The sequence below is a fragment of the Pseudomonas sp. COR18 genome, assembly GCF_048568395.1.
GTDB lineage: Bacteria > Pseudomonadota > Gammaproteobacteria > Pseudomonadales > Pseudomonadaceae > Aquipseudomonas > Aquipseudomonas fuscovaginae_B.
Genome location: NZ_CP183808.1, coordinates 3,471,173 through 3,493,518 on the forward strand (window position 1 = coordinate 3,471,173; position 22,346 = coordinate 3,493,518).

Below are 22,346 nucleotides of genomic sequence, written 5' to 3' on the forward strand. Positions count from 1 at the left end.
ACGGGCCCCGGCACCTATCACGTTAGTGCACCAGCATGCCGGTGAACACGTAGGCCTGGGCCAGGGTGATCAGGCCGACGAGGGTGGCGAAGAACAGACTGTGCTTGAGCGTGAAGCGGAACAGGTCGGATTCCTTGCCCACCAGGCCGGTGGCGGCGCAGGCCACGGCGATCGACTGCGGCGAGATCATCTTGCCGGTGACGCCACCGCTGGTGTTGGCCGCGACCAGCAGGGTGTCGTTGACGCCGATCTGGTGTGCGGTGGTGGCCTGCAGCGAGCTGAACAGCGCGTTCGACGAGGTGTCCGACCCGGTCAGGAACACGCCCAGCCAGCCGAGGAACGGCGAGAAGAACGGGAACGCCGCGCCGGTCGCCGCCAGTACCAGGGCCAGGGTCGAGGACATGCCCGAGTAGTTGGTGACGAAGGCGAAGGCCAGCACCATGCCGATGGACAGGATCGGCCAGCGCAGCTCGTAGAAGGTTTCCTTGAAAGTGGTCAGACCAGTTTTGAAATCGATCTTGAGCACCAGCATCGACACCAGGGCGGAGAAGAAAATCGCCGTGCCGGTGGCGGAGATCGGGTCGAGCTTGAACACCGCCGGAATCGGCGTCGGGTTGGCGACGATCGGTGCGGTCTTGATCACCAGCTGGTCCAGGTGCGGTACGGCGAAGCTGAAGACGCTGCTGTACATCGCGCCGCCGGTGGCGAACATCGCCTTGAACGACTTCAGGGTCCAGATCGTCACCAGCACGGTGAGGATCAGGAACGGCGACCAGGCCTTGAAGATCTGGCCCAGGCTGTAGGGCGAGGCCAGGGTGCTGCGTGGCTGGCCGAAGCCGCCGGCGCTGGCCGTGACGGCGGCGCCCGCGGTGGCGCCGGCGATCTGTGCGCCGGCGGTGCGGCGTGGCTGCCAGACTTTCAGGAACAGGGTCAGGCTGATCAGGCTGGCCAGGGCCGAGGTGATGTCCGGCAGTTCCGGGCCGATGAAGTTCGAGGTGAAGTACTGGGTGATGGCGAAGCTCAGGCCGGCGACCAGCGCGGCCGGCCAGGTTTCCCGCACGCCGCGCAGGCCGTCCATCATGAACACCAGCCAGAACGGCACGAACAGCGACAGCAGCGGCAGTTGGCGGCCGGTCATGGCGCCGATCTTGAACGCATCGATGCCGGTGACCTGGCCGGCGACGATGATCGGGATGCCCAGGGCGCCGAAGGCCACTGGCGCGGTGTTGGCGATCAGGCACAGGCCGGCGGCGTACAGCGGGTTGAAACCGAGGCCCACCAGCAGGGCGGCGGTGATGGCTACCGGGGCGCCGAAACCGGCCGCACCTTCGAGGAAGGCGCCGAAGCAGAAGCCGATCAGCAGCACCTGCAGGCGTTGGTCGTCGGTGATCGACAGTACCGAGCTGCGGATGATTTCGAACTGACCGCTCTTGACCGTCAGTTTGTAGAGGAACACCGCGGCGACGATGATCCAGGCAATTGGCCAGAGGCCGTAGGCGAATCCATAGCCGGCAGCGGCCAGGGCCATGTCCACCGGCATCTTGAAGGCGAAGATCGCCACCAGGATCGCCAGCGCCAGGGTGATGCTGCCCGCCACGTGCCCCTTGAGGCGGAACACCGCCAGGGCGAGGAAGAAGAACACGATGGGAATGACGGCCGCGAGAGCGGACAGGCCGAGGCTGCCGAGCGGGCTGTAGAGCTGTTGCCAGGTTTGCATATGGGGTGGCCCCTAATTGTTGTTGGTAGGCGCAGATAAGTCGATTTGGATAATTGGTAATACCAATTTACAATCGCTGAGCGCTAGGTTAAAAGCCTTGCAGGGCATGTGTCAATTTGCCGCCCTGAAACTTTCGTCGCACAGCGGTCGGGAAAAGCAACTGATCGGGTGATTCAGGCGCTCTCTGGTGGGTGCTGGCGCGGCGCCAATAGGCCAGAATAGGCGGCCCCGGCAAGGGCTCGGGAGCGTGAGGAGTGAGTGATGGGGTTTGATCAGATTCGTCAGCGCCGTTTGTCTGACGATATTGTCGAGCGGCTCGAGGGGATGATTCTCGAGGGGACGCTCAAGCCCGGTGAGCGCCTGCCGGCCGAACGGGCGTTGGCCGAGCAGTTCGGCGTGTCGCGGCCGTCGTTGCGCGAGGCGATCCAGAAGCTGGTGGCCAAGGGGTTGCTGGCCAGTCGACAGGGCGGCGGCAATTACGTGGTGGAGACGCTCGGCTCGACGTTCAGCGATCCGCTGCTGCACCTGCTGGAAAACAATCCCGAGGCCCAGCGTGACCTGCTCGAGTTTCGTCATACGCTGGAGGCGTCCTGCGCCTATTACGCCGCACTGCGTGCCACCGAGGTGGACCGGGAGCGGCTGAGGGTGGCGTTCGAGCGATTGCAGAGCTGTTATTCGCGGGCGGACGAGGTGAGCCGCGCGGAAGAGGGCGAGGCCGATGCGAGCTTTCACCTGGCGATTGCCGAGGCCAGTCATAACGCGGTGTTGCTGCACACCATTCGTGGGTTGTTCGATCTGCTCAAGCGTAATGTGGTGACCAACATCGGTGGGATGTACAAGCAGCGCACAGAGACGCGCGACATGCTGATCGCGCAGCATCGGGAGTTGTACCTGGCGATCATCGAGGGGCGGGCGGAGCAGGCGCGGGAGGTGTCGAGCCGGCATATCCTGTATGTGCAGGAGGTGCTGGAGGAGGTCAGGCAGGAGGCACAGCGGGTGGCGCGGGCGGAGCGGCGCAAGGGGATTTGAGCGGGCGGTTGCGTTTGTTCGGGCGGGGGCGGTTGCCTTTGGATCGCAATCGCCAGCAGGCCGGCTTCCGCAGTGGACGGGTCGCACTCGGAATTGGTGTGCGGTACGGACCTGTAGGAGCAGGGCTTGCCCGCGAAGAAGGCCTCGAGGCCGCCAAAAACTTCGCGGGCAAGCCCGGCTCCTACATACAGGGCGGTTGCCCGGGGCGTCAGTCTTCCTTGCCCTTGTTGCGCACCGCACGCTGCAGCTCGCGACCGGCGTCGCGTTCGCGTTCGGTATCGCGCTTGTCGTATTCCTTCTTGCCCTTGCCCAGGGCAATCTCGCACTTGACCAGGTGCTTGCTCCAGTACAGCGAGAGGCAGACGCAGGTGTAGCCCTTCTGCTGCACGCCGGCGAAGATCTTCTCCAGCTCGCGCTGGTTGAGCAGCAGCTTGCGCGTGCGCGTCGGGTCGGCGATGACGTGGGTGCTGGCGGTGGTCAACGGCGTGAAGTGGCTGCCGAACAGCCAGGCTTCGCCATCCTTGAGCAGCACGTAACTGTCGACCAGTTGTGCCTTGCCCGCCCGCAAGCTCTTTACTTCCCAACCGGCCAGGACCAGGCCAGCCTCGAACCGTTGTTCGACGAAGTAATCGTGGCGCGCCTTTTTGTTTTGCGCGATGGTCCCTGTAGGGTGTTTCTTCTGTTTAGCCATAGGGGCGGCATTATAGGGGGTTGCGCGTCCGTCGGCTACGGTGAAGCTGCGTGCTTGAGCGCGTAGGATGAATCCCGGACAATGCGCCCTCTTTTGTATGCTGCCCAGCCGTGGAATTGACGCTGACATGACGACCCATATTCAACGTTCGGCCTTGCTGCCCTATCCGGCGCAGGCGCTTTATGACCTGGTGAACGACGTCGCACGTTATCCGGAATTCCTGCCGTGGTGCTCGGCCTCCCAGGTGCTGGAAAGCTCGGACGTGCACATGCGCGCCACGCTGTCGGTAGCCAAGGGTGGCCTGAGCCAGCAGTTCGTGACGCGCAATACCCTGGTGCCGGGGCAGTCGATCGAGATGAATCTCGAAGAGGGGCCGTTCACTCAACTGCATGGTGTGTGGGTGTTCAAGGCACTGGGCGAGAAGGCCTGCAAGATCAGCCTCGACCTGACCTTCGATTACGCCGGGCCCATCGTGCGTGCGACGCTGGGGCCGTTGTTCAACCAGGCGGCGAATACCTTGGTGGATGCGTTCTGCCAGCGGGCGAAGCAACTTAATGGCTGAGTCGTTGGTGGCCATCGAGGTGGTGTACGCCGAGGTCGGGCGCCAGTGCCTGCTGGAGGTGTCGGTGCCGGCGGGGACGACGGTGCGGGCGGCGGTTGGCTTGTCGGGGATGGTTCAGCAGTTTCCCGGGGTCGATCTGTCGGGTTGCCCGTTGGGAATCTTCGGCAAGGTGGTGAGTGACCCCGAGGCCAGGGTAGTGGCTGAAGGGGATCGCATCGAGATTTATCGGCCATTGCTGGCGGACCCGAAAGAGGTTCGGCGGTTGCGGGCGGAAAAGGCGGCCAGGGCGCGGGCGCAGAATTTGTAGAAGGATTGATTGTTCCCGCGCTCCTGCGTGGGAACGATCAACAAGGAGTCTTGCGCCGATTGGCAGGCAATAAAAAGCCCGGACATGCCGGGCTTTTTTGCGTCGCATGTCCCGTCCTGAATAAGGTTTACACCTTCCATCCCGAAATCCCGGAGAATCAGATGGAGCAAGGTGTAAAGCGCACACAGCGAGATTACTCGCTGTCTTTTAAATTGGCGGTTGTCGATCAGATCGAAAAAGGCGAGCTGACCTACAAGCAGGCCCAAGCGCGGTATGGCATCCAGGGGCGGTCGACGGTTCTGGTATGGTTGCGTAAGCATGGTCGGCAGGATTGGAGCCAGGGGGCCTCAATCCGAGCCGAGAGGAGCTGCGTGATGTCCGATCCCAAGACGCTTACTCCAGAGCAGCGGATCAAAGAGCTTGAGCAGCAGCTTGAGCTGATGAGCCAGAAGGCTCAGTTCTTTGAGAAAGTCGTTGATGTCCTGAAGAATGACTACGGTGTGTCGGTCGTAAAAAAGCGATCCGGCAAGTCCTCTCGCAAGGTCAGGTCGCAGGACTGAGCATTGCCAGGACTTGTCGGTTTCTGGGGATTAGCCGGCAGGCTTACTACAAGCGAAATCGAGCGGCTGACAGCAAAGCACACCAGGCAGATCGGATCGTTGAGTTTGTTCAAAAGGTCCGGATGCGTCAGCCACGACTGGGTACAAGGAAGCTGCACTATCTGCTGCATTGCCAGCCGGATAGGCGGGTCCGAATTGGCCGAGACCGACTATTTCAGGTCTTGGGAGAGCACCGCTTGCTGGTGTTGCCCAAGCGGGCGTACCACAAGACAACGCAAAGCTTTCACCGCTTCTACCGGCATCCCAATCTACTCAAGCCAGGCCCGAATCAGGTGGTCCCTGGAGGGCCGGAGCACGTCTGGGTGGCGGACATTACTTACCTGCCCGCCAGTAGCGGTCCACTGTACCTAAGTCTGGTGACGGATGCGTATTCCAGAAAGATTGTCGGGCACCATGTGCATGAAGGTTTGCATGCGGAGTCTGTTGCCCAGGCCTTTAGACAGGCCCTACGCAAGCGGCGTCGTCGTCAGCCCTTAGTTCATCACTCTGACCGAGGCATCCAGTACTGCTCGGCGCTGTACCAGTCACTTCATCAACGGCACGGAGTTCAGTGCTCGATGACTGACGGATATGACTGCTACCAAAACGCACTTGCTGAGCGCATCAACGGAATCCTCAAAACAGAGTTGCTGTTGAGCAACCCAGAAAATCTGGAGCAGGCGAGGAAGATGGTCGATGAGGCAGTGCAGATCTACAACACAGAACGGCCTCACATGGCCCTGAAAAACAAAACGCCCGATGCGGTGCATAGGGCGTTTTGAGGCCTGTGGGCCTACCTGAACAGGTGTAAACCTATTTCAGGACTAGACAGCAATATTACTGCGGCGAGGTATCCAGCGGTTCCGGGGTCGGAACCGGCACGGTCTTCACGCCATCGACGTCTTTCTGGATCTGGTCGAGCAGCGAGCCTGGCTTGGCCGGCTTTTCCTTCTTCTTCGGCGTTTCGGTGTTCTGCGCCGGGGCTTCGACCGTGGTGCCGCTGTCCTTGCCGAGAATGGCTTCGTCACGGCTCACGCCGGGCATGAAGTCACCCGCGAGGTTCACCAGCTTGTCGTCGTCACTGAAGATCAGGCTGACGCGCTCCTGCTGGCGCTCACCGCCACCTGGTTGCAGGCTGTACAGATAATCCCAGCGATTGGCGTGGAATGTGTCGGTCAGCAAGGGGTTGCCCATGATAAACCGTACTTGCCGCCGGGTCATTCCGGGGCGCAACTGGTCTATCATGTCCTGCGTGACGACATTGCCCTGTTGGATGTCGATTTTGTAAACCCCGGGGAATGAACAACCGGCGAGTGCGAGCAGTCCCACTAAGGTGAAACTGGTTAGCAAGAGCTTGGTGTTTTGCATCGGTGGGCGACTTCCACTATCTTGGCTGGGACAACGTAAACCCCGATCATACCCGTATTAAGAGAAGCTGCGAAGCAGCATCGGCGAGAAAGCTGACCATGGTTGAAAATAGCGAACTACGCAAAGCTGGCTTAAAAGTGACTCTGCCACGGGTCAAGATTCTACAGATGCTCGATTCCACCGAGCAGCGTCACATGAGTGCCGAGGATGTCTACAAGGCGCTGATGGAAGCTGGCGAGGACGTCGGCCTGGCGACGGTCTACCGTGTACTGACCCAATTCGAAGCGGCCGGGCTGGTGGTCCGCCACAACTTCGATGGCGGCCATGCGGTGTTCGAGCTGGCGGACGGCGGCCACCACGACCACATGGTCAACGTGGATTCCGGCGAGGTCATCGAGTTCATCAACCCGGAAATCGAGAAGCTCCAGCACGCCATTGCCGAGCAGCATGGCTACGAGCTGGTGGATCACAACCTGGTGCTGTACGTACGCAAGAAGAAGTAATCCTGCCGTGCGGATTCAGCTCCGGTGAAACGAACGAAGGCGACCCCAGGGTCGCCTTCGTATTTTTTGTTACCTGAAGTGTTGTGGCTCAGCTCTTGGCGGTGACCACCATCTTTTTCGCGTGGGCGATGGACTCCTTGGTGAGGTCGATGCCGCCGAGCATGCGCGCGACTTCCTCGACCCGTTCGGTCTTGCCCAGCTTGGACACGGCCGTGTGGGTCGCATCGTTGCCGCGCACCTTGTGCACGAATAGATGATGGTGACCCTGGGCGGCCACCTGCGGCAGGTGGGTGACGGTCAGGACCTGGCCGCGGTCGCCGAGGCGGCGCAGCAATTGGCCGACGATTTCCGCAGTCGGCCCGCCGATGCCCACGTCCACTTCGTCGAAGACCAGGGTCGGGATGCGTGAGGTCTGCGCGGTAATCACCTGGATCGCCAGGCTGATACGCGACAGCTCGCCACCCGAGGCGACCTTGGCCAGGGCCTTGAGGGGCTGGCCGGGGTTGGCGCTGACCAGCAGCTCGACCTGTTCCAGGCCATAGGGCAGCGGTTCGTCGCTGGTATTGGCGTGCAGCTCGATGCTGAAGCGCCCGCCGGGCATGCCCAGGCGCTGGATTTCCTGCTCGACCGCGCTGGCCAGGCCGGTGGCAGCCTCGCGACGCAGTTCGCTGAGTTCGCGGGCGCGCTCCTGGTAGTGCCGGGCGTAGGCGGCCAGTTCTTCGCCGAGGCGTTCGATGGCCTCGTCGTTGGCGTTCATGGTTTCGATTTCGTCCAGCAGCTTCTGCTGCAGGGTCGCCACCTCGGTGGGCTGGATGCGGTGCTTGCGTGCCAGGGTGTAGATGGCGTCCAGGCGCTCTTCGAGATACTGCAGGCGGCCCGGGTCGGCGTCGAAGTGGTCGACGAAGCGGTTCAGCTCGCCGACGGCTTCCTCCACCTGGATCTGTGCGCTGGCCAGCAGGTTGGCGGCTTCGCCCAGGGCGCCGGAGCCGTTGCTGACGCTGGTCAGGCGGTTCAGGCAGGTGGTGAGGGCGTGGAGCACGTTGCCCGAGTCGCTTTCGCTGCACTGCTCGACCACCTGCCGGCAGACGCCGAGCAGGGTCTCGGCGTTGGTCAGGTTCTTGTGTTCCTGCTCCAGTTCATCCAGCTCGTTTTCGCCGAGTGCGAGGTTTTCCAGCTCTTCGAGCTGATAGCTGAGCAACTGGTGGCGCGCCCGCTGCTCGTCGCCGGAGTTGGACAGGCGCTCCAGCTCCTGGCGGGTCTGGCGCCAGCGCTGGGCCGCGAGCTGCACCTGGCGGGCGAGGTCGGTGGCGCCGGCGTACTCGTCGAGCAGGCGGCGGTGGGTGTCGGTCTTGAGCAGGGACTGGTGTTCGTGCTGGCTGTGGATGTCGATCAGCAGTTCGCCCAGGGCCTTGAGATCGCCGAGGGGGCAGGTCGAGCCGTTGATGTAGCCGCGGGAGCGCCCTTCGGCGGTGATGACCCGGCGCAGGATGCACGGCCCGTCGCTGTCCAGGTCGCGTTCGGCGAGCCAGTGGCGCGCCTCCGGGATGTCCTGCAGGTCGAAGGTGGCGAGAATGTCGGCCTTGTCCGCGCCAGGTCGCACCACGCCGCTGTCGGCGCGATCGCCGAGGGTCAGGCCGAGGGCGTCGAGCATGATCGACTTGCCGGCACCGGTTTCGCCGGTGATGACGCTCATCCCGCGGTCGAGTTCCAGGTCGAGATGCTCGACGATTGCGTAGTTGTGTACGGACAGGTGCACCAGCATGAAGGCCGCTCCCAGGTTCAGGTCTGGTTATTTATACAGTGTTTTGATTTTGCCTGACAATGCCTGCCTTTAGTTCGATTCGCTTGAGTGGCCGGATTTTTTAGCGCGATCGGCGATGCATGACCTCCATCGATCGGGTGAAGAGCATGTTTTGGGCACTTGAACCTGGAAAATGCGGCCCCATATACGGGGGCAGAAGCGCGGGCCGAGCCCGCGGACGATATTGAAAGGAGGTTTTTATGGCTGACGAACAGAATCTGGATGCGCAAAATCAGGAAGCCAATCAGGCTGCCGAGGCTTCGAGCGATGACCTGGCAACCCGCGTGCAGGTGCTCGAAGAGCAACTGGCCGCTGCACAGGACCAGGGGTTGCGCGTAGCCGCCGACCTGCAGAACGTTCGCCGCCGTGCCGAGCAGGATGTCGAGAAGGCGCACAAGTTCGCCCTGGAAAAATTCGCCGGTGACCTGCTGCCGATCCTCGACAGCCTGGAGCGCGGCCTGGAGTTGTCCAATCCCGATGACGAAAGCATTCGCCCGATGCGCGAAGGTATCGAGCTGACCCTGAAGATGTTCCAGGACACCTTCAAGCGTCACCAGCTGGAAGCCATCGATCCCCATGGCGAACCCTTCAATGCTTCGCTGCACCAGGCCATGGCCATGCAGGAGAGCGCCGACGTTGAGCCGAACAGCGTCTTGAAGGTGTTCCAGAAGGGCTACCAGCTCAACGGTCGCCTGCTGCGTCCGGCCATGGTGGTGGTGAGCAAGGCGGTTGCACCGGTTTCGCCGACTATCGACGAGCAGGCTTGAAATCGGTCGTAGCGACCCCATCTATAAGTCAAGCGTTTAAGTGCTACCGCAGTTGGCAATAACCGCTGCGGCAAAAAATCCAAGTTTCGGGAGAGTGAAATGGGCAAAATTATCGGTATCGACCTGGGGACTACCAACTCCTGCGTCTCCATTCTGGAAAACGGCAACGTCAAGGTGATCGAGAACGCCGAAGGCGCTCGCACCACGCCGTCGATCATTGCATACGCCAACGATGGCGAAACCCTGGTTGGCCAGTCGGCCAAGCGTCAGGCTGTAACCAACCCGCACAACACCCTGTACGCGGTGAAGCGTCTGATCGGTCGCAAGTTCGACGAAGAAGTCGTACAGAAAGACATCAAGATGGTTCCGTACAAGATCGCCAAGGCCGACAACGGTGACGCCTGGGTTGAAGTGAACGGCCAGAAGATGGCTCCGCCACAGATTTCGGCTGAAATCCTGAAGAAGATGAAGAAGACCGCCGAAGACTACCTCGGCGAGGCCGTGACCGAAGCGGTGATCACCGTTCCGGCCTACTTCAACGACAGCCAGCGTCAGGCTACCAAAGACGCCGGCCGTATCGCCGGTCTGGACGTCAAGCGCATCATCAACGAACCTACCGCGGCCGCACTGGCCTACGGCATGGACAAGGCCAAGGGCGACCACACCGTCATCGTTTATGACCTGGGTGGTGGTACCTTCGACGTTTCCGTGATCGAAATCGCCGAAGTCGATGGCGAGCACCAGTTCGAAGTACTGGCCACCAACGGTGACACCTTCCTCGGTGGTGAAGACTTCGACATCCGTCTGATCGACTACCTCGTCGACGAATTCAAGAAAGAAAGCGGCATGAACCTCAAGGGTGACCCGCTGGCGATGCAGCGCCTGAAGGAAGCTGCAGAAAAGGCCAAGATCGAGCTGTCGTCCTCGCAGTCGACCGACGTCAACCTGCCGTACATCACGGCTGACGCCACCGGTCCGAAGCACCTGAACGTGAAGATCTCCCGCGCCAAGCTGGAAGCGCTGGTGGAAGACCTGGTTCAGCGCACCATCGAGCCTTGCCGCATCGCTCTGAAAGACGCCGGTATCGACGTCGGTTCGATCAACGACGTGATCCTGGTCGGCGGTCAGACCCGTATGCCGCTGGTGCAGAAGGCCGTGACCGATTTCTTCGGCAAGGAACCACGCAAGGACGTCAACCCTGACGAAGCCGTTGCCATGGGTGCTGCGATCCAGGGCGCCGTACTGGCCGGTGACGTGAAGGACGTGCTGCTGCTGGACGTCAGCCCGCTGACCCTGGGTATCGAAACCATGGGTGGCGTGATGACCGCGCTGATCGAGAAGAACACCACTATTCCGACCAAGAAGTCGCAAGTGTTCTCGACTGCCGACGACAACCAGAGCGCCGTGACCATCCACGTGCTGCAGGGTGAGCGCAAGCAGGCCGCGCAGAACAAGTCGCTGGGCAAGTTCGACCTGTCCGAGATCCCGCCAGCGCCACGTGGCGTGCCGCAGATCGAAGTGACCTTCGACATCGACGCCAACGGTATCCTGCACGTCGGCGCGAAGGACAAGGCTACCGGCAAGGAGCAGAAGATCACCATCAAGGCCAACTCCGGCCTGTCGGATGAAGAAATCCAGCAAATGGTGCGCGACGCCGAGCTGAACGCCGAGGAAGACCGCAAGTTCGAAGAGCTGGCCGCTGCCCGTAACCAGGGTGATGCGCTGGTTCACTCGACTCGCAAGATGGTCGCTGACGCCGGTGACAAGGTGACCGCGGAAGAGAAGACCGCGATCGAAGCCGCCGTGGTTGCCCTGGAAGCCGCCGTGAAGGGCGACGACAAGGCTGCCATCGACGCCAAGGTCGAGGAGCTGTCCAAGGTCTCCGCACCTGTGGCGCAGAAGATGTACGCCGAGCAGGGCGCCAAGCCTGAAGCCGGTGCGCAGCCTGCCCAGGAAGAAGCGCACAAGGACGACGTCGTCGACGCCGAGTTCGAAGAAGTCAAAGACCACAAGTAATTCTGCTTGTTGGTCGGCCGGTTGACTGCGTTTGCGCGGTGACTGGTAGGATGTCGCCGCGCGGGAGCTTGCTCCCGCGTTGGCGTGTCTGGAGTACGCAAATTTTTACAGCATGCGACTACGCTCGGGTGCTGGCCTCAGGGGCAATTTATGGCAAAGCGTGACTATTACGAGGTATTGGGGGTCGAGCGTGGCTCCAGCGAGGCGGAGCTGAAAAAGGCTTATCGTCGTCTTGCGATGAAATATCACCCGGACCGCAACCCGGATGACAAGGCCGCGGAAGAGAAATTCAAGGAGGCCAACGAGGCCTACGAGGTTCTGTCCGATTCCAGCAAGCGCGCCGCTTACGATCAGTACGGCCATGCCGGCGTCGACCCGAGCATGGGTGGCGGCGGTGCCGGTTTCGGTGGGCAGAACTTCTCCGACATCTTCGGCGATGTGTTCAGCGATTTCTTTGGTGGCGGTCGCGGCGGTTCCCGTGGTGGCGCCCAGCGCGGCAGTGACCTGCGCTACACCCTGGAACTGAACCTGGAAGAAGCGGTGCGCGGGACCACCGTGAATATCCGTGTGCCGACACTGGTCAACTGTAAGCCGTGCGACGGTTCCGGCGCGAAGAAGGGTTCTTCGCCGGTGACCTGTCCGACCTGTGGCGGTATCGGCCAGGTGCGCATGCAGCAGGGCTTCTTCTCGGTGCAGCAGACCTGCCCGCGCTGCCATGGCCAGGGCAAGATCATTTCCGATCCGTGCGACTCCTGCCATGGCCAGGGCCGTGTCGAAGAGTACAAGACGCTGTCGGTCAAGGTGCCGTCGGGCGTCGATACCGGCGATCGTATTCGCCTGTCCGGCGAGGGCGAGGCGGGCACCCAGGGTGGTCCGACCGGCGACCTGTATGTGGTGATCAACGTGCGTGAGCACGATATCTTCCAGCGCGACGGCAAGCATCTGTACTGCGAGGTGCCGATCAGCTTCGTCGATGCGGCCCTGGGGGGCGAGCTGGAAGTGCCGACCCTCGATGGCCGGGTCAAGCTGAAGATTCCGGAGGGCACCCAGACCGGCAAGCAGTTCCGTCTGCGCGGCAAGGGTGTGGCGCCGGTGCGTGGCGGTGGGGCGGGCGACCTGATGTGCCGCGTGGCCGTCGAGACGCCCGTGAACCTGAGCCGTCGTCAGCGCGAGCTGCTGGAAGAATTCCGCGCTTCGCTGGATGTCGACAGCTCCCATTCGCCCAAGGCCAGCGGTTGGTTCGAGGGCATGAAGCGCTTCTTCGGCGACCTGTAAGGAGCGTTTATGCGACGTATAGCTGTGATGGGTGCCGCCGGGCGCATGGGCAAGATCCTGGTCGAGGCGGTACAGCAGCAGGTGCCGGTTGCCGGCCTGACGGCGGCCGTGGTGCGTCCGGGCAGTTCGCTGGTTGGCGCCGATGCCGGTGAGCTGGCTTCCCTGGGGCGTATCGGCGTGCCGTTGTCCGATGCCCTGGAGAAGGTGGCGCAAGAGTTCGATGTATTGATCGACTTCACCCTGCCGGAAGTGATGCTGAAGAACCTGGCGTTCTGCCGCAAGGCCGGCAAGGCCATGGTCATCGGTACCACCGGCCTGACGGCCGAGCAGAAACAGTTGCTGGTGGAGGCGGGCAAGGACATTCCGATCGTCTTCGCCGCCAACTTCAGCGTGGGCGTCAACCTGTCGCTGAAACTGCTGGAACTGACCGCCCGCGTGCTGGGCGAGGATGCGGACATCGAGATCATCGAGACTCATCACCGGCACAAGGTCGACTCGCCTTCGGGGACGGCCATGCGCATGGGCGAGGTGATTGCCGATACGCTGGAGCGTGACCTGCAAAAGGTCGCGGTCTATGGGCGTGAAGGTCATGTCGGCGCGCGGGCGCGTGACACCATCGGCTTTGCCACCGTGCGCGGTGGTGACGTGGTGGGCGATCACACCGTCTTGTTTGCGACCGAGGGTGAGCGCCTGGAAATCACCCACAAGGCCTCGAGCCGCATGACGTTCGCCAAGGGAGCCGTGCGTGCGGCGCTGTGGCTGGATGGCAAGGCGGCCGGGCTGTACGACATGCAGGATGTGCTCGACCTGCATTGATGTCAGGGCGGACACCTGTTTCTGGTGCGCCTCGTTCTTGTAGGAGCAGGGCTTGCCCGCGAAGCTTTTAGCGGCCTCGGGGTCGCTTTCGCGGGCAAGTCGCGCTCCGGCAGGGGTGTGACAGGAGCGGGCGCATGCCTCTCAAACCGCTTGGCGACGTCCTGTCGCATTTCCTGGCCTTCAAGGCTCATTAGCGGTGGATTAAAAAAGCATTTTTCTGTAAGCTACAGCTTTAGTGTGTCCACTAAAAGCGCGCAGAATAATTCAGTGAAAGAAGCGGGGTGACGTGTCCATACGTCACTCCGCTTTTTTACAACCTGCGATCGCCCTTTCAGGCTTTATTTACGGGAGGTCTTCTTGACTAAGCCAGCCATACTTGCCCTTGCTGATGGCAGCATTTTTCGCGGCGAAGCCATTGGAGCCGACGGCCAGACCGTTGGTGAGGTGGTGTTCAACACCGCAATGACCGGCTATCAGGAAATCCTTACCGATCCTTCCTACGCCCAACAGATCGTTACCCTGACCTACCCGCACATCGGCAACACCGGCACCACGCCGGAAGACGCCGAGTCCAACCGTGTATGGTCGGCCGGCCTGGTCATCCGCGACTTGCCGCTGGTGGCGAGCAACTGGCGTAACACCCTGTCCCTGTCTGACTACCTGAAGGCCAACAATGTCGTGGCCATCGCCGGTATCGACACCCGTCGCCTGACCCGCATCCTGCGTGAAAAAGGCTCGCAGAACGGCTGCATCCTGGCCGGTGACAACATCACCGAGGAAGCGGCCATCGCCGCAGCGCGCGGCTTCCCGGGCCTGAAGGGCATGGACCTGGCGAAAGTCGTCAGCACCAGGGAAGCCTACGAGTGGCGTTCGACCGTCTGGGAACTGAAGACCGACAGTCACGCGACCATCGATGCCGCCGACCTGCCTTACCACGTCGTGGCCTACGACTACGGCATCAAGTCGAACATCCTGCGCATGCTGGTCGAGCGCGGCTGCCGCGTCACCGTGCTGCCAGCCCAGGCGCCTGCGAGCCAAGCCCTGGCCCTCAACCCGGATGGCGTGTTCCTGTCCAACGGCCCTGGCGATCCGGAGCCTTGCGACTATGCGATCCAGGCCATCAAGGAAATCCTGGAAACCGACATTCCGGTGTTCGGCATCTGCCTGGGTCACCAATTGCTGGCCCTGGCCTCCGGTGCCAAGACCATCAAGATGGGGCACGGCCACCACGGTGCCAACCACCCGGTACAGGACCTGGACACCGGTGTCGTCATGATCACCAGCCAGAACCACGGTTTCGCCGTGGACGAAGCGACCCTGCCAGGCAATGTCCGGGCTATCCACAAGTCGCTGTTCGACGGCTCGCTGCAAGGCATCGAGCGCACCGACAAGAGCGCGTTCAGCTTCCAGGGCCACCCTGAAGCCAGCCCGGGCCCGAACGACGTGGCACCGCTGTTCGATCGCTTCATCAATGAGATGGCCAAGCGTCGTTGATTGCCTGAACGCCCAGGGCGGCCCCGCCACGCGGAGGCCCCCTCGGCAACTTCAAGGATTGTTCAACGGCTTGCCGACTGACCCGCGGATTTGAGTGACAAACCCATGCCAAAACGTACAGACATTAAAAGCATCCTGATTCTCGGTGCCGGCCCGATCGTCATCGGCCAGGCCTGCGAATTCGACTACTCCGGCGCCCAGGCCTGTAAAGCCCTGCGCGAAGAGGGCTACCGCGTCATCCTGGTGAACTCCAACCCGGCGACCATCATGACCGACCCGGCCATGGCGGATGCGACCTACATCGAGCCGATCAAGTGGCGCACCGTGGCCAAGATCATCGAGAAGGAGCGTCCGGACGCCCTGCTGCCAACCATGGGTGGCCAGACCGCCCTGAACTGCGCCCTGGACCTGGAGCGCGAAGGCGTGCTGGAGAAGTTCGGCGTGGAGATGATCGGCGCCAACGCCGACACCATCGACAAGGCCGAAGACCGTTCGCGTTTCGACAAGGCGATGAAGTCCATCGGCCTGGAATGCCCGCGTTCCGGTATCGCCCACAGCATGGAAGAGGCCAATGCGGTCCTCGAGAAGCTCGGCTTCCCGTGCATCATCCGTCCGTCCTTCACCATGGGCGGCACCGGTGGCGGCATCGCCTACAACCGTGAAGAGTTCGAAGAAATCTGTGCCCGTGGCCTGGACCTGTCGCCGACCAAGGAACTGCTGATCGACGAATCGCTGATCGGCTGGAAAGAATACGAAATGGAAGTTGTCCGCGACAAAAAGGACAACTGCATCATCGTCTGCTCCATCGAGAACTTCGACCCGATGGGCGTGCACACCGGTGACTCGATCACCGTGGCGCCGGCCCAGACCCTGACCGACAAGGAATACCAGATCCTGCGTAACGCCTCCCTGGCGGTACTGCGCGAGATCGGCGTGGAAACCGGTGGTTCCAACGTCCAGTTCGGTATCTGCCCGAACACCGGCCGCATGGTCGTCATCGAGATGAACCCGCGGGTATCGCGTTCCTCGGCGCTGGCTTCGAAGGCCACCGGCTTCCCGATCGCCAAGGTCGCCGCCAAGCTGGCTGTGGGCTACACCCTGGACGAACTGTCGAACGACATCACCGGCGGCAAGACCCCGGCGTCCTTCGAGCCGTCGATCGACTACGTCGTCACCAAGCTGCCACGCTTCGCCTTCGAAAAATTCGGCCAGGCCGATGCGCGCCTGACCACCCAGATGAAGTCGGTGGGTGAAGTCATGGCCATCGGCCGGACCTTCCAGGAGTCCCTGCAGAAAGCCCTGCGCGGCCTGGAAGTGGGCGTCTGCGGCCTGGACGAGAAAGTCGACCTGAGCAATCCGGAAAGCATGAGCGTGCTCAAGCGCGAACTGACCGTGCCGGGCGCCGAGCGTATCTGGTACGTGGCGGACGCCTTCCGCGCCGGTCTGAGCGTCGAAGAAATCTTCGGCATGAACATGATCGACCCCTGGTTCCTGGTGCAGATCGAGGACCTGGTCAAGGAAGAAGAGCGCGTCAAGACCCTGGGTATGGCCGCCATCGACCGTGACCTGATGTTCCGCCTCAAGCGCAAGGGCTTCTCCGACCAGCGTCTGGCCAAGCTGCTGGGCGTGACCGAGAAGAACCTGCGTACCCACCGCCAGAAGCTGGAAGTGTTCCCGGTCTACAAGCGCGTCGACACCTGCGCGGCCGAGTTCGCCACCGACACCGCCTACCTGTACTCGACCTATGAGGAAGAGTGCGAGGCCAACCCATCGACCCGCGACAAGATCATCATCCTGGGTGGCGGCCCGAACCGTATCGGTCAGGGCATCGAGTTCGACTACTGCTGCGTACACGCGGCACTGGCGCTGCGCGATGACGGCTACGAGACCATCATGGTCAACTGCAACCCGGAAACCGTTTCCACCGACTACGACACCTCCGATCGCCTGTACTTCGAGCCGGTGACCCTGGAAGACGTGCTGGAAATCGTCCGCGTCGAGAAGCCCAAAGGCGTGATCGTCCAGTACGGCGGCCAGACTCCGCTGAAACTGGCGCGTGCCCTGGAAGCGGCCGGCGTACCGATCATCGGCACCAGCCCCGACGCCATCGACCGTGCCGAAGACCGTGAGCGCTTCCAGCAGATGGTCGAGCGCCTGAACCTGCGTCAGCCGCCGAATGCCACCGTGCGCAGCGAAGACGAAGCCGTGCGTGCGGCCAGCAGGATCGGCTATCCGCTGGTGGTGCGTCCGTCCTACGTTCTGGGCGGCCGGGCGATGGAAATCGTCTACAAAGAGGAAGAGCTCAAGCGCTACCTGCGTGAAGCGGTCCAGGTGTCGAACGACAGCCCGGTCCTGCTCGATCACTTCCTCAACTGCGCCATCGAGATGGATGTGGACGCGGTCAGCGACGGCACCGACGTGGTGATCGGCGCGATCATGCAGCACATCGAGCAGGCCGGCGTTCACTCCGGTGACTCCGCGTGCTCGCTGCCACCGTACTCGCTGCCGGCGCACATCCAGGACGAGATGCGCGAACAGGTCAAGAAAATGGCCCTGGAGCTGGGCGTGGTCGGCCTGATGAACGTGCAACTGGCCCTGCAGGGCGAAGACATCTACGTCATCGAAGTGAACCCGCGTGCCTCGCGTACCGTGCCGTTCGTGTCGAAGTGCATCGGTGTGTCCCTGGCCATGATCGCCGCCCGCGTGATGGCCGGTAAGACCCTGAAGGAACTGGGCTTCACCAAGGAAATCATCCCGAACTTCTACAGTGTGAAAGAGGCGGTGTTCCCATTCGCCAAATTCCCAGGCGTCGACCCGATCCTCGGCCCTGAGATGAAGTCCACCGGTGAGGTGATGGGGGTTGGCGATACCTTCGGCGAAGCTTTCGCCAAGGCGCAGATGGGGGCCAGCGAAGTGCTGCCGACCGGCGGTACCGCGTTCATCAGCGTGCGTGACGACGACAAGCCACTGGTTGCAGGCGTGGCCCGTGATCTGATCAACTTGGGCTTCGAAGTGGTGGCGACCGCCGGTACTGCCAAGGTGATCGAGGCGGCAGGCCTGAAAGTGCGCCGGGTCAACAAGGTGACCGAAGGCCGTCCGCACGTCGTGGACATGATCAAGAATGACGAAGTCACCCTGATCATCAACACGACCGAAGGTCGCCAGTCGATTGCCGACTCGTACTCCATTCGTCGTAACGCGCTGCAGCACAAGATCTACTGCACAACCACCATTGCTGCTGGCGAAGCCATCTGCGAAGCGCTCAAGTTCGGTCCCGAGAAGACCGTGCGTCGCTTGCAGGATCTACACGCAGGATTGAAGGCATGAGCATAACCAAGTACCCCATGACTGTTCAGGGTGCCAAAGCCCTGGAAGATGAGCACGCTCACCTGACCAAGGTCGTCCGTCCCAAGCTGAGCCAGGACATCGGCACGGCCCGCGAGTTGGGTGACCTGAAGGAAAACGCCGAATACCATGCTGCCCGCGAGCAGCAGGGTATGGTCGAGGCGCGGATCCGCGATATCGAAGGTCGTCTGCAGAACGCGGTGATCATCGATGTCACGACTATTCCGCACACCGGCAAGGTGATTTTCGGCACCACGGTGGAGATCGCCAACGTCGAGACCGACGAGAGCGTGACCTATCACATCGTGGGTGAGGATGAAGCTGACATCAAACAGGGCAAGATCTCGGTGGTTTCCCCCATCGCCCGTGCCCTAATCGCCAAGGAAGAAGGCGATGTCGTGACCGTCAAGACGCCGGGTGGCGTGATCGAGTACGAGATTGTCGCAGTCCGTCACATCTGAGCGCAGACGCCCGCTACGCGCGGGCGCCATGCTCTGGCAGCTGGCCCAGATGCTCTGGGTCGGCGGCTTGTGGTTATTGCATGTGGGGCTGTTGCCGGTCCTTGCGCAAATCGGCCTGGCTCCGTTGCTGATCGAGGAGATCGGTGCTCAGTTGGGCGTCCTGTTGGTGGGATTTGCAGTGGTCTGCGTGACCGTGCAGGTCCTGGTGCTGGTTTTTGCCGAAGGTCGGTCGAGCCTGTGGCGCGATACCCGTGGGCAATTGCTGTTGATGGGCTGGTATGCGTGCGCGATGTATTTCGCGGTGCGTTACTGGCAGCCGCAAGCCTTGCGCTGGCAGTTGTTCAGTTACCTGGTGCTCGGCCTGTCCGGCCTGGTGCTGGTGCTGCAGCCCGTGCCGGGCGAGGGTGGCAGGGCACGCGAAGCGTACCCTTGACCCTGCCGGGTATCACTTGTAGCGGTGAACGTTCGACAGTTGCTTGTTGACGTCGAAGTTGCGGCGATAAATCAGTGCCATCTTGCCGATGACCTGAACCAGGTCCGCCTTGCCGACCTTGCACAGTTCCGCGATGTGCGCCTGGCGTTGCTCGCGATCTAGGATGTTGAGCTTGACCTTGATCAGCTCGTGGTCGTTCAGGGCGCGCTCGAGTTCGGCTAGCACACCTTCAGTCAAACCGTTGTCAGCCACAGTCAATACTGGTTTCAGATGGTGGCCAATGGATTTGTACTGTTTCTTCTGCTCTTGAGTGAGCGGCATAATCTGACCCCTGCGTCTGATCTGGTAAAAAAATGGCGGCTAGTTTACCCGAGCGAGTCCGGGACCGCCCAGTTAATCTATTTTTCGAGGTGGCCCGTGGCCCGTTCCAAGACCAGCCATAACTGGCTGAAAGAGCATTTCAACGACCCATTCGTCAAAATGGCGCAAAAGGACGGCTATCGTTCCCGTGCCAGCTACAAGCTGCTGGAGATCCAGGAGAAGGACCGGCTGATCCGTCCGGGCATGAGCGTGATCGACCTTGGCGCGGCGCCGGGTGGCTGGTCGCAGGTGACCAGTCGTCTGATTGGTGGCCAGGGTCGCCTGATCGCCTCCGATATCCTGGATATGGACGCCATTCCCGACGTGACCTTCATCAAGGGCGACTTCACCGAGGACGCCGTGCTGGCGCAAATCCTCGAGGCGGTCGGAAATTCCGAGGTGGACCTTGTGATTTCCGATATGGCCCCCAATATGAGTGGTACGCCCGCTGTGGATATGCCGCGCTCGATGTTCCTTTGCGAGCTGGCGCTGGACCTGGCGGGGCGTGTGTTGCGCCCTGGTGGTGATTTTCTGATCAAGATCTTCCAGGGCGAAGGCTTCGACGAGTACCACAAGAACGTGCGCAAGATGTTCGAGAAGGTGCAGATGCGCAAGCCGAGTTCGTCCCGCGATCGTTCCCGCGAGCAGTACCTGCTGGGGCGTGGTTTCCGCGGACGCGATACCGAGTAATAGGTTTTTTGGGCTGGGCAATAGGAAATTCGCATTTCGCCTCGTGAACATAAGCGAATATTGTGTAGTCAATGTTTCACAAAGGGTTACAGACGGCTCCTGCGCAGCTGTAGGTAATGTAGTAAGTTACGCCGGTGAATTTCATGCGAAGCGCGCGCCACAAGCGGAGCTGGCTTCAGAGGGCACTTAATTGAACGATATGGCAAAGAATCTGATCCTGTGGTTGATCATCGCGGCCGTCCTGGTGACGGTGATGAACAACTTCTCCAGCCCTAACGAGCCACAGACCCTCAACTATTCCGACTTCATCCAGCAGGTCAAGGACGGCAAGGTCGAGCGCGTCGCCGTGGATGGCTATGTGATTACCGGCAAGCGCAACGATGGCGACAGCTTCAAGACCATTCGTCCGGCGATCCAGGACAACGGCCTGATCGGCGACCTGGTCGACAACCACGTCGTGATCGAAGGCAAGCAGCCTGAGCAGCAGAGCATCTGGACCCAGTTGCTGGTGGCCAGTTTCCCGATTCTGGTGATCATCGCGGTGTTCATGTTCTTCATGCGCCAGATGCAGGGCGGTGCGGGCGGCAAGGGCGGGCCGATGAGCTTCGGCAAGAGCAAGGCGCGCCTGCTGTCCGAAGACCAGGTGAAAACCACCCTGGCCGACGTCGCCGGTTGCGACGAGGCCAAGGAAGAGGTTGGCGAGCTGGTCGAGTTCCTGCGTGATCCGGGCAAGTTCCAGCGTCTGGGCGGTCGTATTCCCCGCGGCGTGCTGATGGTCGGCCCTCCGGGTACCGGTAAGACCCTGCTGGCCAAGGCCATCGCCGGTGAGGCGAAAGTGCCGTTCTTCACCATTTCCGGTTCCGACTTCGTCGAAATGTTCGTCGGCGTGGGTGCCAGCCGCGTGCGCGACATGTTCGAGCAGGCAAAGAAACACGCACCGTGCATCATTTTCATCGACGAGATCGACGCCGTGGGTCGCCATCGTGGCGCCGGCATGGGTGGCGGTCACGACGAGCGCGAGCAGACCCTCAACCAGTTGCTGGTGGAGATGGATGGTTTCGAAATGAATGACGGCATCATCGTCATCGCCGCGACCAACCGTCCCGACGTGCTCGACCCGGCGCTGCTGCGTCCCGGCCGTTTCGACCGCCAGGTGGTGGTCGGCCTGCCGGATATCCGCGGTCGCGAGCAGATTCTCAAGGTGCATATCCGCAAGGTGCCGGTCGGTGACGACGTCGCGCCTGCCGTGATTGCCCGTGGTACCCCGGGTTTCTCCGGTGCCGACCTGGCCAACCTGGTCAACGAGGCCTCCCTGTTCGCCGCCCGCGCCAGCAAGCGCATCGTCGAAATGAAGGAGTTCGAGCTGGCCAAGGACAAGATCATGATGGGCGCCGAGCGCAAGACCATGGTCATGTCCGAGAAGGAAAAGCAGAACACCGCGTATCACGAGGCCGGTCACGCCATCGTCGGCCGTCTGGTTCCCGAGCATGACCCGGTGTACAAGGTTTCGATCATTCCGCGCGGTCGCGCGCTGGGTGTGACCATGTTCCTGCCGGAAGAGGATCGCTACAGCCTGTCCAAGCGCGCGCTGATCAGCCAGATCTGCTCGCTGTACGGCGGTCGTATCGCCGAGGAGATGACCCTGGGCTTCGACGGTGTGACCACCGGTGCCTCCAACGACATCATGCGCGCCAGCCAGATTGCCCGGAACATGGTCACCAAGTGGGGCCTGTCCGAGAAGCTTGGTCCGCTGATGTATGCCGAGGAAGATCAGGAAGTGTTCCTGGGTCGTGGCGGTGGTGGCCAGAACGCCAGCTTCTCCGGCGAGACGGCCAAGCTGATCGACTCCGAGGTGCGCAGCATCATTGACCAGTGCTACGGCACGGCCAAGCAGATCCTCACCGACAACCGCGACAAGCTCGACGCCATGGCCGATGCGCTGATGAAGTACGAGACCATCGATGCCGACCAGATCGACGACATCATGGCCGGTCGTACTCCACGCGAGCCGCGTGACTGGGGTGGTTCGGGCTCTTCGGGCACCACGCCTCCGGTGGTGAAGAACGAGCGTCCTGAAGCTCCGATTGGCGGCCCTGCGGCTGATCACTAAGG

The 22,346-nt window shown here is 61.7% G+C and carries 20 protein-coding genes; 15 read left to right on the forward strand and 5 right to left on the reverse strand.

Annotated features, from left to right (window positions below; genetic code table 11):
- Positions 1-22: 22 nt before the first annotated feature.
- A complete protein-coding gene (locus tag ACM62G_RS16020) occupies positions 23-1,717 on the reverse strand; it encodes a lactate permease LctP family transporter (protein ID WP_419735154.1) in 1,695 nt (564 codons plus the stop codon).
- A 261-nt stretch (positions 1,718-1,978) separates the two neighbouring features.
- Between ACM62G_RS16020 and ACM62G_RS16025 the strand changes: the two genes are divergently transcribed.
- Positions 1,979-2,746: a GntR family transcriptional regulator gene (locus ACM62G_RS16025; protein ID WP_273821483.1), complete on the forward strand. Its 768-nt coding sequence runs from the start codon at positions 1,979-1,981 to the stop codon at positions 2,744-2,746.
- 208 nt (positions 2,747-2,954) lie between these two features.
- On the opposite strand, the gene smpB is transcribed toward ACM62G_RS16025, so the two are convergent.
- Positions 2,955-3,437, reverse strand: a complete 483-nt coding sequence (smpB, locus tag ACM62G_RS16030; RefSeq protein ID WP_010447282.1) for an SsrA-binding protein SmpB — start codon at positions 3,435-3,437, stop codon at positions 2,955-2,957.
- Between the two features lie 127 nt (positions 3,438-3,564).
- Here smpB and ACM62G_RS16035 point away from each other — a divergent pair, with 127 nt between their 5' ends.
- The 3 genes from ACM62G_RS16035 (at position 3,565) to ACM62G_RS16045 (ending at position 5,687) form a co-directional block, all read left to right on the forward strand.
- Positions 3,565-3,999 carry a type II toxin-antitoxin system RatA family toxin gene (locus ACM62G_RS16035; protein WP_054058265.1) on the forward strand — a complete coding sequence of 145 codons (435 nt, stop codon included), beginning with the start codon at positions 3,565-3,567 and terminating at the stop codon, positions 3,997-3,999.
- Entirely contained in the window at positions 3,992-4,306 is a 315-nt protein-coding gene (locus ACM62G_RS16040; protein WP_419735155.1) for an RnfH family protein, read from the forward strand. Before ACM62G_RS16035 ends, ACM62G_RS16040 begins: the two co-directional genes overlap by 8 nt.
- Positions 4,307-4,467: 161 nt before the next feature.
- Positions 4,468-5,687, forward strand: a protein-coding gene (locus tag ACM62G_RS16045; protein WP_419736572.1) for an IS3 family transposase whose coding sequence is annotated in 2 segments (ribosomal slippage) — positions 4,468-4,816 and positions 4,816-5,687 — 1,221 coding nt in all. Because the reading frame shifts where the segments join, the coding sequence is not laid out codon by codon here.
- A 55-nt stretch (positions 5,688-5,742) separates the two neighbouring features.
- On the opposite strand, the gene ACM62G_RS16050 is transcribed toward ACM62G_RS16045, so the two are convergent.
- Positions 5,743-6,273 carry an outer membrane protein assembly factor BamE gene (locus ACM62G_RS16050; RefSeq protein ID WP_054058263.1) on the reverse strand — a complete coding sequence of 177 codons (531 nt, stop codon included), beginning with the start codon at positions 6,271-6,273 and terminating at the stop codon, positions 5,743-5,745.
- A 98-nt stretch (positions 6,274-6,371) separates the two neighbouring features.
- Between ACM62G_RS16050 and fur the strand changes: the two genes are divergently transcribed.
- Entirely contained in the window at positions 6,372-6,776 is a 405-nt protein-coding gene (gene fur, locus ACM62G_RS16055) for a ferric iron uptake transcriptional regulator (protein WP_026145177.1), read from the forward strand.
- A gap of 88 nt (positions 6,777-6,864) precedes the next feature.
- Here the strand turns inward: fur and recN are convergent, their stop codons facing one another.
- The gene (recN, locus tag ACM62G_RS16060) at positions 6,865-8,538 is read right to left on the reverse strand and encodes a DNA repair protein RecN (RefSeq protein WP_419735156.1); all 1,674 of its coding nucleotides are present in this window, start codon (positions 8,536-8,538) and stop codon (positions 6,865-6,867) included.
- Positions 8,539-8,777: 239 nt separating this feature from the next.
- Between recN and grpE the strand changes: the two genes are divergently transcribed.
- From grpE to ACM62G_RS16100, 8 genes are all read left to right on the forward strand, one after another.
- Entirely contained in the window at positions 8,778-9,344 is a 567-nt protein-coding gene (grpE, locus tag ACM62G_RS16065; RefSeq protein ID WP_017904117.1) for a nucleotide exchange factor GrpE, read from the forward strand.
- Between the two features lie 99 nt (positions 9,345-9,443).
- Positions 9,444-11,360: a molecular chaperone DnaK gene (dnaK, locus tag ACM62G_RS16070; protein ID WP_054058261.1), complete on the forward strand. Its 1,917-nt coding sequence runs from the start codon at positions 9,444-9,446 to the stop codon at positions 11,358-11,360.
- A gap of 150 nt (positions 11,361-11,510) precedes the next feature.
- A complete protein-coding gene (gene dnaJ, locus ACM62G_RS16075) occupies positions 11,511-12,635 on the forward strand; it encodes a molecular chaperone DnaJ (RefSeq protein WP_054062493.1) in 1,125 nt (374 codons plus the stop codon).
- A 9-nt stretch (positions 12,636-12,644) separates the two neighbouring features.
- Positions 12,645-13,451: a 4-hydroxy-tetrahydrodipicolinate reductase gene (dapB, locus tag ACM62G_RS16080; RefSeq protein ID WP_419735157.1), complete on the forward strand. Its 807-nt coding sequence runs from the start codon at positions 12,645-12,647 to the stop codon at positions 13,449-13,451.
- 357 nt (positions 13,452-13,808) lie between these two features.
- Positions 13,809-14,945, forward strand: coding sequence for a glutamine-hydrolyzing carbamoyl-phosphate synthase small subunit (gene carA / locus ACM62G_RS16085; RefSeq protein WP_419735158.1), 1,137 nt, complete (start codon positions 13,809-13,811; stop codon positions 14,943-14,945).
- Positions 14,946-15,050: 105 nt separating this feature from the next.
- Positions 15,051-18,272 (forward strand): carbamoyl-phosphate synthase large subunit, encoded by a 3,222-nt coding sequence (carB, locus tag ACM62G_RS16090; protein ID WP_054058272.1) that lies wholly within the window; start codon positions 15,051-15,053, stop codon positions 18,270-18,272.
- A gap of 2 nt (positions 18,273-18,274) precedes the next feature.
- Positions 18,275-18,751 (forward strand): transcription elongation factor GreA, encoded by a 477-nt coding sequence (greA, locus tag ACM62G_RS16095; protein WP_054058271.1) that lies wholly within the window; start codon positions 18,275-18,277, stop codon positions 18,749-18,751.
- 28 nt (positions 18,752-18,779) lie between these two features.
- Positions 18,780-19,184 carry a hypothetical protein gene (locus ACM62G_RS16100; protein ID WP_054058257.1) on the forward strand — a complete coding sequence of 135 codons (405 nt, stop codon included), beginning with the start codon at positions 18,780-18,782 and terminating at the stop codon, positions 19,182-19,184.
- 12 nt (positions 19,185-19,196) lie between these two features.
- Here ACM62G_RS16100 and ACM62G_RS16105 read toward each other — a convergent pair whose 3' ends face one another.
- Entirely contained in the window at positions 19,197-19,505 is a 309-nt protein-coding gene (locus ACM62G_RS16105; protein ID WP_054058256.1) for a YhbY family RNA-binding protein, read from the reverse strand.
- A gap of 96 nt (positions 19,506-19,601) precedes the next feature.
- Between ACM62G_RS16105 and rlmE the strand changes: the two genes are divergently transcribed.
- Both rlmE and ftsH read left to right on the forward strand, forming a co-directional pair.
- Positions 19,602-20,234, forward strand: a complete 633-nt coding sequence (gene rlmE / locus ACM62G_RS16110; protein ID WP_017904126.1) for a 23S rRNA (uridine(2552)-2'-O)-methyltransferase RlmE — start codon at positions 19,602-19,604, stop codon at positions 20,232-20,234.
- Between the two features lie 199 nt (positions 20,235-20,433).
- A complete protein-coding gene (gene ftsH, locus ACM62G_RS16115; protein WP_054058255.1) occupies positions 20,434-22,344 on the forward strand; it encodes an ATP-dependent zinc metalloprotease FtsH in 1,911 nt (636 codons plus the stop codon).
- Positions 22,345-22,346: the final 2 nt, after the last annotated feature.